This is a genomic window from Kitasatospora sp. NPDC059648, from assembly GCF_042734825.1.
Taxonomy (GTDB): domain Bacteria; phylum Actinomycetota; class Actinomycetes; order Streptomycetales; family Streptomycetaceae; genus Kitasatospora.
This window is the reverse complement of the sequence record NZ_JBHWDU010000072.1, coordinates 1-15,214: the sequence shown is the minus strand read 5'-3', so window position 1 is coordinate 15,214 and position 15,214 is coordinate 1. Positions and strand designations below refer to the sequence as shown.

9 protein-coding genes are annotated in these 15,214 nt (G+C 72.1%); 7 read left to right on the top strand and 2 right to left on the bottom strand.

Annotated elements, in window-relative coordinates:
* Positions 1-30: 30 nt before the first annotated feature.
* Together ACFV1W_RS30800 and ACFV1W_RS30795 are read right to left on the bottom strand one after the other, a co-directional pair.
* Positions 31-1,074 (bottom strand): acetylxylan esterase, encoded by a 1,044-nt coding sequence (locus ACFV1W_RS30800; protein ID WP_380420547.1) that lies wholly within the window; start codon positions 1,072-1,074, stop codon positions 31-33.
* Positions 1,075-1,232: 158 nt separating this feature from the next.
* Positions 1,233-4,088 (bottom strand): glycoside hydrolase family 3 C-terminal domain-containing protein, encoded by a 2,856-nt coding sequence (locus ACFV1W_RS30795; protein ID WP_380420546.1) that lies wholly within the window; start codon positions 4,086-4,088, stop codon positions 1,233-1,235.
* A 234-nt stretch (positions 4,089-4,322) separates the two neighbouring features.
* Here ACFV1W_RS30795 and ACFV1W_RS30790 point away from each other — a divergent pair, with 234 nt between their 5' ends.
* The 7 genes from ACFV1W_RS30790 to ACFV1W_RS30760 all read left to right on the top strand — a co-directional run bounded on the left by ACFV1W_RS30790 (position 4,323) and on the right by ACFV1W_RS30760 (position 15,117).
* Positions 4,323-5,993: an ABC transporter substrate-binding protein gene (locus ACFV1W_RS30790; RefSeq protein ID WP_380420545.1), complete on the top strand. Its 1,671-nt coding sequence runs from the start codon at positions 4,323-4,325 to the stop codon at positions 5,991-5,993.
* The gene (locus tag ACFV1W_RS30785; RefSeq protein ID WP_380420544.1) at positions 5,990-6,937 is read left to right on the top strand and encodes an ABC transporter permease; all 948 of its coding nucleotides are present in this window, start codon (positions 5,990-5,992) and stop codon (positions 6,935-6,937) included. Before ACFV1W_RS30790 ends, ACFV1W_RS30785 begins: the two co-directional genes overlap by 4 nt.
* Positions 6,934-7,914 (top strand): carbohydrate ABC transporter permease, encoded by a 981-nt coding sequence (locus ACFV1W_RS30780; protein WP_380420543.1) that lies wholly within the window; start codon positions 6,934-6,936, stop codon positions 7,912-7,914. Before ACFV1W_RS30785 ends, ACFV1W_RS30780 begins: the two co-directional genes overlap by 4 nt.
* A 29-nt stretch (positions 7,915-7,943) precedes the next feature.
* Positions 7,944-8,972, top strand: coding sequence for a LacI family DNA-binding transcriptional regulator (locus tag ACFV1W_RS30775; protein ID WP_380420542.1), 1,029 nt, complete (start codon positions 7,944-7,946; stop codon positions 8,970-8,972).
* Between the two features lie 45 nt (positions 8,973-9,017).
* The gene (locus tag ACFV1W_RS30770) at positions 9,018-11,003 is read left to right on the top strand and encodes a beta-galactosidase (RefSeq protein ID WP_380420541.1); all 1,986 of its coding nucleotides are present in this window, start codon (positions 9,018-9,020) and stop codon (positions 11,001-11,003) included.
* A gap of 34 nt (positions 11,004-11,037) precedes the next feature.
* Positions 11,038-13,179 carry a glycoside hydrolase family 36 protein gene (locus ACFV1W_RS30765; protein ID WP_380420540.1) on the top strand — a complete coding sequence of 714 codons (2,142 nt, stop codon included), beginning with the start codon at positions 11,038-11,040 and terminating at the stop codon, positions 13,177-13,179.
* Positions 13,180-13,347: 168 nt separating this feature from the next.
* A complete protein-coding gene (locus ACFV1W_RS30760; protein WP_380420539.1) occupies positions 13,348-15,117 on the top strand; it encodes a cellulose binding domain-containing protein in 1,770 nt (589 codons plus the stop codon).
* Positions 15,118-15,214 lie beyond the last annotated feature (97 nt).

Genomic DNA, 15,214 nt, shown 5'->3' with positions numbered 1-15,214 from the left:
ACGGGGTGGCTCGGTGGTCGGGCGCTACGGTCACGGCTGCGGCGCCAGCCCGCGCTCGCGCAGCCAGGACAGCTGGACGGGCGGGTTGGAGCCGCAGCCGCCGGCGTGGTCGGCGAACGGCCAGACGGTCATGGTGCGGTCCTCGCCCGCGTAGTGGTTGAAGGCCGCGTAGACCGTCCGGGGCGGGCAGACCGGGTCCATCAGCCCGACGCTGAACAGGGCCGGTGCGGTGGCCCGCTGGGCGAAGTTGACGCCGTCGAAGTAGTCGAGGGTCGCGAAGGTCGGCCGCACTCGGTGCCGGCTGTGCCAGCGCAGGTACTTGACGAGTTCCTGGTACGGCCCGTCCAGGGAGATCTGCGCGCCCTCGCGGTAGTGGCACAGGAACGGGACGTCGGGCATCACCGCGGCCACCCGGTCCCCGGTGAGCCCGGCGACGGCGAGGGCCAGTCCGCCGCCCTGGCTGCCCCCGGCCACGACGATCCGGTCGGTGTCGAGACCGGGCAGTTCCCCGACGGCGTCCACGGCGCGCACGCAGTCGGTCATCAGCCGCCGGTAGTAGTAGTTCTCCCGCGAGTCGATGCCGCGGGTCATGAAGCCCTCGGCCCACTGGGTTCCGGCGCTCGTGACCGGGTCCGGGGTGTCGTGGCCCTGTCCCCGGCTGTCCACGACGAGCTGGGCGTAGCCCGCGGCGGACCAGAACAGGTGCTCGGTGGGCAGTCCCCGGCCGCCGGAGTAGCCGATGTAGGTGACGACGACCGGCAGCGGGCCCGCCGCGCCGCGCGGACGCAGCAGCCAGGCCGCCACCGGTTCGCCGTTCCAGCCGGGGAACCGTACGTGGTCGACCTCGACGGTGCGCAGCCCGTGCTGCGCGGTGACGCGTTCGGCCTTGACCGCCCCGCCGTGCGAGCGGGCCTCGGCGAGGGTGCGCTGCCAGAACTCGTCGAAGTCCTGCGGGATGGTCGACTCGGGCTGGTAGTCGCCGAGTTCGTCGGCTCCGAAGTCGGTGAGCGGCACGGGGGCTTCCTCCGGGTGCTGCGAGTTCGAGGTGAGGTGGTGGGGCGTGAGCAGGGACATGCGGGCCGCCTCCGGGCGGTGGGTGGCTGCGGGATCGGACGGGACGCGGCCGCGGGAGCGGCCCGCGGCCGGTGGGCCGGGTGAGCCGCGTGAGCCGGGCAGGATGAGCGGCGGTCCGCCCCCCGTGGGCGGACCGCCGGTCCGTGGGGCGGCAGACGTCAGTCGGACGTGCCGAGGCGGAAGGCGGCGAGCCGGAAGTCGCCGTGCAGGGTCAGCCTCAGGTCGTGCACCCCGTGGAGCGGGACGGCGAGTCCGGCGGTGGTGCTGGTCCAGGCGTACCGGTCGCCGGTCACGGGCACCTCGATCTCGGCCACCACCCGGTCGCCCGACCGGACTTCGAGCCGCGCCCCACCGGTGCCGACGCCCTCCCGGGCGGTCTCGACCTCGATGGTGCGGGCGCCGGAGAGGTCGACCTCGCGGAAGAGGAGCGACGCGGGCTGCGCGGGATCGGTGGGTGTGACGGCATCGCCGTCGGAGCGGGTGGCGTCGACGATCGTGACGTCCTCGTAGTCGTCGAAGTCGACGGCCGGGATGCGGTGTTCGACGCCCGCTCGCGGTGCGGCGGGCGCCCCGGTCACGGTGAGCGGCGCGGTGAGCACGGGGTGGTCGGCGCTGCGGGCGACGACCACCTCGTAGCCGCCGGGCTCGACGGTGAAGCCGCCGGTGGCGACGGACCAGTGGGCGAGTTGCTCGGCCGACAGCCCGAAGACCAGCTCGCGGCTCTCGCCCGGTTCCAGCCGGACCTTGCGGAAGTCGGCGAGGCGCAGCCGGGGCGCCTCGTAGCGGGCCTCCAGGGCGCGGACGTAGACCTGTACCACCTCGCTGCCGGGCCGCGTTCCGCTGTTCTCCAGGGTCACGGTGGCCTCGACCGAGCCGTCCCGGGCGATCGACGGCTGCGACAGCCGCAGGTCGCGGTACGTGAAGTCGGTGTAGGACAGCCCGTGACCGAAGGAGTAGAGCGGGGCGGAGCGGTGGTACTGGTACGTCCAGCCGGCCTTGATGATGTCGTAGTCGAGCGGGGCGGGCAGCGGGTCGTCGCCCCGGTACCAGGTCTGCGCCAGGCGGCCGGCGGGCTCGGCCGCGCCGAGCAGGACGTCGGCGAGCGCGTTCCCTGTTTCCTGCCCGCCGTGGGAGGTCCACACCACGGCGGGCAGGTGCGCGTCGGCCCAGTCGAGGGCGTACGGGTAGCTGCTCATCACGACCAGGGCGGTGCCCGGGCGGACGGCCGCGACGGCGCGCAGCAGTTCCTCCTGCCCCTCGGGCAGGTCGATGTCGGCGCGGTCCTCGGTCTCGCGGCCGTTGATCAGCGGGTGGTTGCCGAGGACGACGACGGCGACGTCCGCCGTCGCGGCGGCCGCCCGGGCCTCGGCGGCGCCGTCGCGGACCAGCTCGCGCTGCCAGCGTTCGGCGTCCTCCGCGCTCTCGGCGGTGACGGCCACCCGGCCGTCGGTCGGATCCACGGCGGCGTAGCGACCGCTGAACACCGAGCGCAGCAGCACGGTGTCGGGGCCGTCCGGTTCGATCCGGAAGGTCTCCTTGACGAACCAGCTCTTGATGACGTCCTGGCCCGCGGCCAGGCCGTCGTCGTCGTGGAGGCTCAGGTAGCGGCCGGTGTCGGCGTAGCGCAGGGTGGAGGAGCCGCCGCCCCAGTCGGTCACGTCGAAGGCGGACTTGCCCAGCAGTTCACCGGTGGTGCGCGAGCGCAGGGTGATGCGGTCGGAGCCCTCCACCGTGACGACCTCGCCGCCGTGGGCGCCGAGGGCCTCGGCCAGTCCGGTGGCGATGCCCACCTGGTACGGCAGGGTGCCGCTGTACCAGTCCTCGAAGAGGGTGTCGGAGAGCGGGCCGATCACGGCGATCCGGCGCGCGCTGGCCGGGTCGAGCGGCAGCAGGCCGTCGTTCTTGAGCAGGACGGTCGACCCGGCCGCGGCCCTCCGGGCCAGGGCGCGGTGCTCAGGGCTGTTGACGACTTCGGGGCCGATGCCCGTGTAGGGGTCCAGCTCGGGGTCGAACTCGCCGAGGCGGAAGCGCACTTCGAGTTGACGGCGGACGGCGCGGTCCACGTCGGCCTCGTCGACCAGGCCTCGTTCCAGCGCCTCGCGCAGTCGGCCGACGGGAGTCCCGCTGTCCTCGCCGTGGTCGGTGAAGTTGTCGATGCCGGCCTTGAGCGCGGCGGCGTGGGACTCGGCGTGGTCGTCGAAGTAGTGCTCCGGGTCGACCAGGTTGGAGGGGGCCTCGGCGTCGCTGACCACGAACAGCTCGTGGCCGGTCGGCTTCGCCCAGCGGCGCAGCTCCGCCTCGATCAGCGGACTCACGTGGCAGGGGCGGCCGTTGACCAGGTTGTAGGCGGCCATCGCGCCGGTAGCGGCGCCGGAGGCGACGACGGGGCGGAAGGCGGCGAGGTCGTACTCCTGGAGGACGCGCGGGCGCAGCCCGGAGGAGGTGGTGCAGCGGTCGTCCTCGTTGTTGTAGGCGAGGAAGTGCTTGAGCACCGGGGCGGCCCGCAGGTAGGTCGGGTGGTCGCCGGCGAGGCCGCGGCAGAACGCCTCGCCGACCCGCGCGGTGTGCACCGGGTCCTCGGAGTAGCCCTCCTCGTTGCGCCCCCAGCGCGGGTCGCGCAGCAGGTTGAGCACCGGGGCCCAGGCCTGGAGGGAGTTGGCCCCGCGCTCGGGGGAGCCGACCGCCGGCGGGCGGTGGTAGTGGAAGGCCCGCAGCTCGGTCGAGACCGCCTCGGCGACCTCGCGCACCAGGTCCTCGTCCCAGCTGGCGCCGAGGCCGACGGCCTGCGGGAAGACCGTCGCCACGCCGAGCCAGGAGACGCCGTGCAGCCCCTCGCTGCCGGTACGGAACGGGGCGACGCCCAGGCGCGGGACGGCTGGCGCGTACTGGTGCAGCATCGCGAGCCGTTCGTCGAGCGTGAGCCGGTCGAGCAGGTCGTCGACACGCTTGCGCAGGGGCAGCGTGGGATTGCGGAAGTCGGGCAGGCCGGCTGCGGACGCGGGCACGGAACTCACGTGGAACACCCCTCGGACGGGCTGAGCCCGGTCGTGGTCGGTCGAAGCGCTTCGACGCTGGCACGCTCCCACAGATGTGTCAACTCCCCAGGACACAAACGACTTTGGATTTGTTCAGACTCTTGCTCAACCGGTAACGCGTCGTTAGTCTCGCCGAAACATCCAAGCGCTTCGACGCTTCGGTGCTTCCACCGCGCTTCGACGGAGAGGGGCCACCCCACCATGAGATCCGGGATGAACCGCAGGAGCTTTCTGAGTACCGCCGCCACGGTCGCGGGAGCCGCCGCGATGGCGCCCCTGCTGTCCGCCTGCGGCGGCGGCTCGACCAAGAAGGCCGGGGCGAACACCAAGGAAGGCCTGAAGGCGGCTCTGCCGGCCTACGTGCCGAACGCCAACGCGGTCAAGCCGGACATAGCCCCCGCGCAGGGACGGTCCGACGCCGCGACCGACCCGGGCTACCTCTCGTACCCGGCCTCCCCGCCCACCAGCGTCTCCGGCGTTCCGGGCAAGGGCGGCAGCTACACGGCGATCACCCCGCTGTGGGGCACCGCCCCTCCGGTCGGCAACTCCTTCTACCAGGCGCTGAACAAGGCGCTCGGGGTCGAGCTGACCATGAAGCCCGCGGACGGGATCAACTACAGCACCATCGTCCCGACGATGACCGCCGCCGAGAAGCTGCCGGACTGGATCAACCTGCCCTCCTGGTGGAACTCCAACTTCAACACCGGCGGACTGGTCGGCAGCCAGCTCGCGGACCTGACCCCGTACCTGTCCGGTGACAACGTCAAGAAGTACCCCAACCTGGCCGCCCTCCCCACCGGCGCCTGGCAGAACGGGGTCTGGGGCGACAAGCTCTACGGGATACCCTGCTTCTCCAGCAGCTTCGGCATGCCCGGAGCCACCTTCTACCGCCGGGACGTGCTCGAAGCCCGGGGCATCACCGCCGACCAGGTGAAGTCCGCCGACGACCTGATGAACCTCGGCAAGGAACTGACCGACGCCAAGCGGGGCGTGTGGGCCTTCGACGACGTGTGGGTCTACCTCCAGACGGCCTGGAACGTTCCGATGAACTGGCGGATCGACAACGGCAAGCTGGTCCACATGTTCGAGACCCAGGAGTTCCTGGAGGCCGTCGACTGGCACTACCGTCTGGCCAACTCGGGCTACATGCACCCGGACGCGCTCGCCGGTGACGTCGCCAACGGGTCCACCCGCTTCTACAGCGGGAAGACGCTCATCGGGGGCGGCGGACTGGGCGCCTGGAACCTGTCCGACCACCAGTCCGGCGTCGCCGCGGACCCGAACTACCGGCGCGGCGCGTTCAACGCCATCGCCGCCGACGGCAGGAGCACTCCGGTGGCCTACATGGGCGCCGGCGCCAGCATGATCAGCTACCTCAACGCCGACCTGAAGCCCGCGCAGATCGAGGAACTGCTCGCCGTCGCGAACTATCTCGCCGCCCCCTACGGCACGGCCGAGTACACCCTGGTCACCTACGGCGTCGAGGGCGTCCACCACACCCGGGTCAACGGCGTGCCGACCTTCACCGACGAGGGCAAGAAGGACGTCCAGGCGACGACCTTCCCGTTCCTGGCCGCCCCCGCCTCCGTGATCAGCAACCCGGGCGGCGAGCAGGTCACCAAGGACTACACGAGCTGGGCGGCCGCCAACGTCGAGTACCTCACCAAGCCGCCCTTCTGGGGCATGAACTTCAGCATGCCCCAGGCGCTCGCCACCGCCGCGGCCGCGCCGAACGTCAACGACACCCTCAAGGACTGCTACCACGGCAAGAAGAAGGTCTCCGACGTGCAGGACGCCGTCGCGAGCTGGCGGTCCGGACCCGGCGGGCGGCTCAAGCAGTGGATGACCGACAACGTCCTCGACAAGTACGGCACCGGCCAGTGAGCACCGCAGCGCCGAAGCGCCCGGCCGGCCACGCGCGGCTCAACTGGCGGATCAGGCTGCGGCGCGACAGGTCGCTCCTGCTGATGACGGTGCCCGCGGTCGTCCTGCTCCTGGTGTTCAACTACGTGCCGCTGTTCGGCACCGTCACCGCCTTCCAGGAGTACGACCCGCTGGTCGGGGTCTGGCACAGCGAATGGGTGGGCTTCGACCAGTTCCAGCAGCTGTTCGGCGACCCGGCGTTCTGGGCCGCGCTGAAGAACACGCTGTACCTGAGCTTCGTCCAGCTGGTCCTGTTCTTCCCCGTCCCGATCGCCCTGGCCCTGCTGCTCAACTCGGTGACGAGCGAGCGGATCCGCAACTTCTTCCAGTCCGTCGTCTACCTGCCGCACTTCTTCTCGTGGGTGCTGGCGATCACGATCTTCCAGCAGATGCTGGGCGGCGCCGGCGTGCTCAACCAGTTCCTGCGCCAGCACGACATCGGCACCTGGGACATCATGACCAACCCGCACACCTTCGCGCTGCTGGTCACCTCCCAGGCGGTCTGGAAGGAGGCGGGCTGGGGGATCATCGTCTTCCTCGCGGCGCTGAGCGCGATCAACAGCGAACTGTACGAGGCCGCGGCGGCGGACGGCGCGGGGCGGTTCCGGCGGATGTGGCACATCACCCTGCCCGGCCTGCGCGGGGTGCTCGTGCTGATGCTGGTCCTGCGGCTCGGCAACGCGCTGTCCGTCGGCTTCGAGCAGTTCCTGATCCAGCGCGACGCCGTCGGCCACGAGGCCGCGGACGTCCTGGACACCTTCTCCTTCTACTACGGCATCTCCACCGGCGGCTACAGCTACGGCGCGGCGGCCGGGCTCTTCAAGAGCGTGGTCTCCCTGCTGCTCATCTGGGGTGCCAACCGGCTGGCGCACGCCTTCGGCGAGGACGGGCTGTATCGCAAATGACGAACGCAAACGCACTCACCATCGGTTCCCGCCGCGAGAAGCGCCGCCGGGCGGCCGTGGCCGCCCGGCGCCGGGCCCGCTCCGCCCGCCCGCCGTGGGAGGAGCCGCCCACCGCCGCCGGCCGGGCCGCCAAGGGGCTCACGCTCGGCGGAACGCTCGCCGTCATCCTGGTCCCGCTCTGGATCATCGTCCTGACCAGCTTCTCCACCCCCGGCGCCATCAACCGGGCCGGCGGCCTGGTGATCTGGCCGGACGGCCTGACCACCGACACGTACCGCGAGATGCTCAGCGACCCGACGGTCGTCACCGCACTGATGGTGAGCCTCGGCATCACCGTGGTCGGCACCGCGGTGTCCATGGCCGTGTCCGTCCTCTGCGCCTACGGCCTCTCCCGGCCCCGCTCCCTCGGGCACCGCTTCGTCCTGCTGCTGCTGATCATCACGATGTTCGTCAGTGGCGGCCTGATCCCGAGCTTCCTGGTGGTCACCGGCCTCGGCGGCTACGACCAGTGGTGGGCCCTGATCCTGCCGAGCGCCGTCTCCGTCTTCAACATCCTGGTGCTGCGCGCCTTCTACCAGGAGACCTCGTCCGAACTGATCGACGCGGCCCGGATGGACGGCGCCGGGGACTGGCGGATCCTGTGGTCCGTCGTCCTGCCCACCTCACGCGCCGTCACCGCCGTCACCGCGCTGTTCTACGCCGTGGGCTACTGGAACTCCTTCTTCAACGTCATGCTCTACATGCCGACGGACAGCCAGAAGTGGCCGCTGCAGTACGTGCTGCTCACCTACGTCAACCGGGCCAACGGTCTGCCCGGTTCCGTCAACTCCGGCTTCGGCAACACCCAGGTGCAGACCGCACCGCTGTCGCTGCAGATGGCGGTCGTGGTCCTCACCCTGGTACCACTGGTGATCGTCTACCCGTTCGTCCAGAAGCACCTGCGCACCGGCGTCCTCACCGGCGCGATCAAGGGCTGATCCCGTCCGACACGTAAGGAAGCAGAGCGATGGTGACACTCGCCGATGTGGCCAGGCACGCCGGCGTCTCGTCCAGCACGGTCAGCTACGCCCTCAGCGGCAAGCGCCCGATCTCCGACGGGACCAGGACCCGCATCGAGCAGGCCATCACCGACCTCGGCTACCACCCTCACGCGGGCGCCCGGGCCCTGGCCGGCAAGCGCTCGCACATCATCGCCCTGGTGGTACCGCTCCACCCCGAGGTGCACGTGCCCACCATGATGGAGATCGCCATCGCCGTCACCGTGGCCGCCCGCGAACACGGCTACGACGTCCTGCTGCTCACCAACGACGAAGGGCCCGAAGGGGTCCGCCGGGTCGCCGCCACCGGCCTCGCCGACGGCGTGATCCTGATGGACGTCCGGCTGGACGACGACCGCGTCCCGGTCCTGCGCGCCGAGGACATCCCGGCCGCGCTCATCGGCCTGCCCGACGACCCCGCCGGACTCTCCTGCGTCGACCACGACTTCGCCACCGCGGGCGCCCTGTGCGCCGACCACCTGGCCGACCTCGGCCACCGCGACATCGCCTTCATCGGCTACAGCAGCGGCGTCTACCGGCGCCACGCCGGGTACGCCGAACGCACCCTCAACGGCTTCCGCGCCCGCGCCGAGCGGCGCGAGCTGCGCTTCCTCCACCGGCCCTGCGAGGGCACCTACGAGAGCACCGCCGGCACCCTGGCCCGCATCCTCGCCGACCGCCCGGACACCACCGGGTTCGTGGTGCAGAACGAGGCCGCGATCGGTCCACTGCTCAGCCTGCTGCGCGCCAGCGGGCGGACCGTGCCGGAGGACGCCTCGGTCATCGCCATCTGTCCCGACCCGATGGCCGAGCAGCACTCCCCCCGACTCACCTCCGTGACCAGCCCGAAGAAGGACCTCGGCCAGGTCGCCGTCGACCAGGTCATGGCGAGGATCGCCGCGACCGCCGCGGGCGAGGAGCCGCAGGACCAACTCCTCCTGATGCCACCGGAACTGGTCGTCCGCGAGAGCACCGCCCCGGCACCGCACCGCAGTTGATCCCACTCCCGGAACTCCCGCGACTCCCGGAAGGACGGTTCCCAGATGGACATCGGCCGGCTCACGGACCGCCTCGGCGGCCTCGCCTACGGCGGGGACTACAACCCCGAGCAGTGGGACGCCGAGGTCTGGAAGGAGGACGGCGAGCTGATGCGCCGGGCGCGTGTCAACCTCGCCACCGTCGGCGTCTTCTCCTGGGCCCTGCTGGAACCCGAGGAGGGCCGGTACGACTTCGAGTGGCTCGACGCCCACCTCGACCGCCTGCACACGGCCGGCGTCGCCGTCGACCTGGCGACCCCCACCGCCTCCCCACCGCCCTGGTTCACCCTGGCCCACCCCGACGCCCTGCCGGTCCGCCCCGACGGCGCCCGCCTGACCCACGGCAGCCGGGACACCTACTGCCTCACCGCCCCCGCCTACCGCCGGGCCGCCCGCCGCATCGCCGCCGCCCTCGCCGAACGCTACGGCGACCACCCGGCGCTCGCCCTGTGGCACGTGCACAACGAGTACGTCACCCTCTGCCCCTGCGACCACACCGCCGCCGCCTTCCGGGTCTGGCTGCGCACCCGGCACGGCTCCCTCGACGCCCTCAACGAGGCCTGGGGAACGTCCTTCTGGAGCCAGCACTACACCTCCTGGGAGCAGATCCTCCCGCCCCGGGCCACCCAGTGGCACCGCAACCCCGGCCAGGCACTGGACTTCAGCCGCTTCTGGTCCGACGAAACCCTCGCCGCCTACCGCGAGCAGCGCGACGCGATCCGCGCTTACAGCGACCGCCCGGTGACCACCAACCTCATGCTGCCCGGCTACCAGAACCTGGACCTGTGGGCCTTCGGCCGCGAGGTCGACCTGGTCTCCATCGACCACTACCCCGGCGCACCGGGCGTCGACGCCGCCGCGCAGGCCGCCTTCGACGCCGACAGGGCCCGGTCCTTCGCGGGCGGCTCCCCCTGGCTGCTGATGGAACAGGGCACCAACACCGTGTACACCAACGACCGGGTGCTCGCCAAGGAGCCGGGCGACATCCTGCGCCACTCGCTCGCCCACATCGCCCGCGGCTCGGAGGGCGCGCTGTTCTTCCAGTGGCGCCAGTCCCGGGCGGGGGCCGAGCAGTGGCACTCGGCGATGGTCCCGCACGCCGGGCCGGACAGCCGCACCTTCCGCGAGGTCACGGCCACCGGCGAGGCCGTCGCCCGGCTCGGCGAGCTCGCCGGCTCCACCGTCCGGGCCGAGGTCGCCGTGCTGCACGACTCCGACGCCTGGTGGGCGATGGGGGTCGACGGGCTCCCGTCCTCCGAGCTCGACTACCTCGGCGCGCTGCGCCGCGCCCACCGGGCGCTCTGGGACGCCGGCCGGACGGTCGACTTCGCCCACCCCGAGCACGACCTGGGCCGCTACCGGCTGGTCATCGCCCCCGCCCTGTTCCTGCTCACCGACGCGGGCGCCGAGAACCTGCGCCGCTACGTCGCGGACGGCGGCACCCTGCTCGTCCAGCACGTCAGCGGCATGGTCGACGAGCGCCTCCACTCCCGGCTCGGCGGTTACCCGGCCGCACCGCTGCGCGAGGCGCTCGGCATCCGGGTCGAGGAGTACCGCCCGTTGCCGCAGGACGAGCGGATCGCGCTCTCCGACGGCTCGACGGCAACCTCCTGGAGCGAGTCCCTGCGCACCGAGGGCGCCGAGGCGCTCGCCGCCTACACCCACGGCATGCTCGCCGGCAGCCCGGCGCTCACGCGCCACGCCTTCGGCTCCGGCCACGGCTGGTACCTGTCCACCCGCCTCGACGACGCCGGCTACGCCGCCCTGGTCGACCGGCTCCTCGCGCAGGCCGGTGCCGTTCCCGAGCTGCCGGGCCTGGCGCCCGGGGTCGAGGCCGTCACCCGGCACGCCCCGGACGGGCGCGGCTGGCACGTGCTGCTCAACCACCGCGCCGAGGCCGTAGCACTGCCCCGGCCGGGCCACGACCTGCTCACGGACGGTCCGCTGAGCGAACTGCCGCCCGGCGGCTGCGCGGTCCTGCGCGCACACTGACCTCCCGCCGCGGCTCCCCACCGAGGAAGGCACCATGACCGACCCGCACGAGACGATCCGCTGGGGCCACGACGCCCTGGAGATGGAGATCGCCCTGGGCGAGCAGGGCGCGCCCCGCCTGGTCCGCATCGGCGCGCCCGGCGAGCGGAACGGCACGCCGCGCCCGGGCGCACCGCTGCCACTGGTCGAGGTGACGACCGCCGGCCTCGGCCGGCACTGGTCGGGCCGGCACCTGATCAACACCGTCCTCGGCGGACGGCTACGCCACCGCTCCCACCGGGCGGCCCGGGACGGCGACTGGCACGTGCTCACCGTCGAGCTCCACGAGCCGGAGACCGGCCTGACGGCCGAGGCGGTCTACCGGTCCCCGGACGGCCTGCCGGTGCTGCGCAGCGAGGTGCTGCTGCGCAACGACGGGCCGCGGACGCTGCACCTGGAGTCGGTCGGCTCGCTCGTGGCGGGCTGCCTGACCGGGGGCGACCCGGCGGCGCTGGACGACGCCGACCTGCTGTGGGCGGAGAACGAGTGGTTCGCCGAGTGCCGGTGGCAGCGCCGACCGCTGCGGGTGTCCTCGCCCGATCGCGGAGGCCGTTTCCACACCACCGCCGGCCGCAGCACTCACGTCGTGGCCGGTCAGGGCGTGTGGTCCAGTTGCGGGCAGCTGCCGATGGGCGCTCTGACGGACCGTGCGACCGGCCGCACCTGGCTCTGGCAGATCGAGCACAACGGCGGCGGCTGGCGCTGGGAGTGCGGCGTGCGCGACGACACCGCGTACGCGGCGCTGTACGGCCCCGACGACGCCGACCACGGCTGGCGCCACCCGCTGGAGCCGGGCGCCGAGTTCCGTACGGTGCCGGTGGCCCTGGCGTTCTGTGCGGACGGCGGGCCAGACGGCGCCTTCGCCGCCCTCACCCGCTACCGCCGCGCCACCCGCCGGCCGCACCTCGACCACCGCCGGCTGCCGGTGATCTTCAACGACTACATGAACTGCCTGATGGGCGACCCGACCACGGCCAAGCTGCTGCCGCTGGTCGACGCCGCCGCCGAGGCGGGTGCAGAGTACTTCGTCATCGACGCCGGCTGGTACGACGACGGCGACGACTGGTGGAGCTCGGTCGGAGCCTGGGAGCCGTCGGCGTCCCGCTTCCCCGGGCCGAAGGGGATCCATGAGGTCCTGGACCGCATCCGGGAGTGCGGCATGGTTCCCGGCCTGTGGCTGGAACCGGAGGCGGTCGGGGTGCACAGCCCGGTCGCCGGTTCCCTGCCGGAGGAGGCGTACTTCCGCCGCGACGGCCGGCGGGTGGAGGAGGGCGGCGGCCGGTACCACCTGGACCTGCGCCACCACGCCGCCCGCGCCCACCTGGACGCCGTGGTGGACCGCCTGGTCGGGGACTGGGGCATCGGCTACCTCAAGCTCGACCACAACACCGATCCGGGTTCCGGTACCAGCGGCCGGCCGGGAGAGGCCCCCGCGGCGGGGCTGCTCGGCCACAACCGGGCCCAACTCGACTGGCTGGACGGCATCCTGGACCGGTACCCGGAGCTGGTGATCGAGAACTGCGCGTCCGGCGGCATGCGGATGGACCACGCCCTGCTCTCCCGCCTCCAGCTCCAGTCCACCAGCGACCAGCAGGACCTGCTGCGCTACCCGCCCATCGCGGCGGCGGCCCCCACCGCCGTCACGCCCGAGCAGGGCGCCGTCTGGGCATACCCGCTGCCCGATGACTCCCCCGAGGAAGTCGCCCTCACCATGGTCTGCGCGCTCCTCGGCCGCATCCACCTCTCCGGTCGGCTTGCCGAACTGTCCCCGGAGCAGCGGGACTTGGTGCACGAGGCGGTGGCCGTGTACAAGTCCATCCGGGCCGACCTCCCCGAGGCGCTGCCCGCCTGGCCGCTCGGGCTCCCGGGCTGGGAGGACCCGTGGACCGCCCTGGCGCTGCACACCCCGGCCACCACCTACGTCACCGCCTGGCGCCGCTCCGGCGGGGAGACCGTCCGGGACCTCGACCTGCCCCACCTGGCCGGCGCCGAGGTCCGCGTCGAGGTTCTCTACCCGCCGTCCAGCCGGGCCGCCACGGTCTGGCACCCGGACACCGCCGAACTCACCCTGACCCTGCCGACGGCCCCGTCCGCCGTCCTTCTCCGCCTCACCGAACTTTCGCCCGAGAGGAGTTGACGATGCGCCCGGCGACCGCGCGCGGCCCACCGCGCCGGCCCGCATCCCGAACGGAACACGCTTCGCGTCCGGGCCCGACCCCGAGCAGCCGCCGGGCCCCACCGTCCAGAACGCGGGAGTTCGATCCCCCACCCGAACACCACGCACCCCCACCCCTGGAGGGACGCAGTGAAATCATCCATCCACCTCTGTCGTGAACGCGTCATAGCTGTCGCGGCGACCCTGTCGCTCGCGGTCACCGGCGCGATCGCCGCCGTGGCGCCGTCCGCGGCAGCCGCGAACTCCGTGTCGGTGTCGGTCGACGCGGCCCTGCAGCTCGCCACCGTTCCCGTCACCGGCGTCGGCGTGAACATCCCGGTCTACGACGCCAACATGAACGCCGCCGCCACCCCCGGCCTGCTCAGCACGGCCGGCATCAACACCGTCCGCTACCCCGGCGGCAGCCACTCCGACGTCTACCACTGGCAGACCGGCACCGCCGAGGGCGGCGCGTACGTCGCCCCGAACACCGGCTTCGACGCCTTCATGGGCACCGTGCGCGCCGCCGGAGCGCAACCGATCATCACCGCCAACTACGGCTCGGGCACCCCGCAGGAGGCCGCCGACTGGGTCCGGTACGCCAACGTCACCAAGGGCTACGGCGTCAAGTACTGGGAGGTCGGCAACGAGGTCTACGGCAACGGGGAGTACAGCAACGGCAACGGCTGGGAGTACGACACCCACAGCAGCAAGAGCGCCACGACCTACGCGATCAACCTGGTCCAGTACATCTCGGCGATGAAGGCGGCCGACCCGAGCATCAAGATCGGCGCCGTGCTGACCACCCCCGGCTACTGGCCGGACGGCATCGTCGGCCCGGGCGACACCATGGACTGGAACCACACCGTCCTGTCGATCGCCGGCTCGAAGATCGACTTCGCCATCGTGCACGCCTACCCCACCAGCACCAGCCCCGCCGACCTGCTCACCAAGCCGCAGGCCCAGGACGCCAACATCACCGGCGCCGTACGCTCGCTGATCAACCAGTACGCCGGATCCAACGCCCCGAACGTCGGCATCGCGGTGACCGAGGCGAACGCCCAGGCCTACCTGGACACCTCCCCCAACGGACTGTTCGCCCCGGACGACTACCTCACCTGGCTGGAGAACGGCGCGTTCAACGTCGACTGGTGGGACCTGCGCAACGGCACCGACTGCACCAAGGTGACCACCGTCGAGGGCGCCACCGACTACAACGACGGCGGCATGGTCTCCAGCGGCTCCCCCTGCGAGCCGGCCGTCAACTCGCCCTTCCCCGTCTACTACGGCATCCAGATGATCAGCAGGCTGGGCGCGCCCGGCGACACGCTCGTCAAGGCCGCCAGCTCGTCCTCGCTGCTCACCGCGCACGCCGTCCGCCGCGCCAACGGCGACGTGGACGTCATGCTGATCAACAAGGACCCGAACAACGACGCCACGGTGAACCTCTCCTACACCGGGTTCACCCCCTCCTCCGCCACCCCGACCGTCCACTCCTACCTCAAGAACGCCCACTCGATCGGCACCGCCCAGAGCGGCAGCCCGACCACCCAGACCGTGCCCGTCTACGGCATCACGGTCGTCCAGATGCACCCGACCGGCGCGGCCTGCCGGGTCGTCTACAACAAGAGCGAGTGGTCCGGCGTCATGGTCGGCAACGTCACCGTCGTCAACAACAGCCTCGGCCAGGTCAACGGCTGGACCCTCGGCTTCACCTTCCCCGGCGACAACGCCGTCACCAACAGCTGGAACGCCTCGGTGTCGCAGAGCGGCCCGAGCGTCAACGCCCGGAACGTGTCCTACGACGCCACCGTCCCGCAGGGCGGCAGCGTCCAGTGGGGCTTCCGGGCCACCTGGTCCAGCAGCGACGCCAACCCGTCCGCCTTCTGGTTCAACGGCGCATCCTGCGCGATCGGCTGAACCCGATGAGCCGGTGGTGCCCCGGGCTCCCCAGGGCCCGGGGCCCCCCCCCCCCCCCCCCCAGCCCCCCAACGAACCCCCCCCCCAGACACAGACC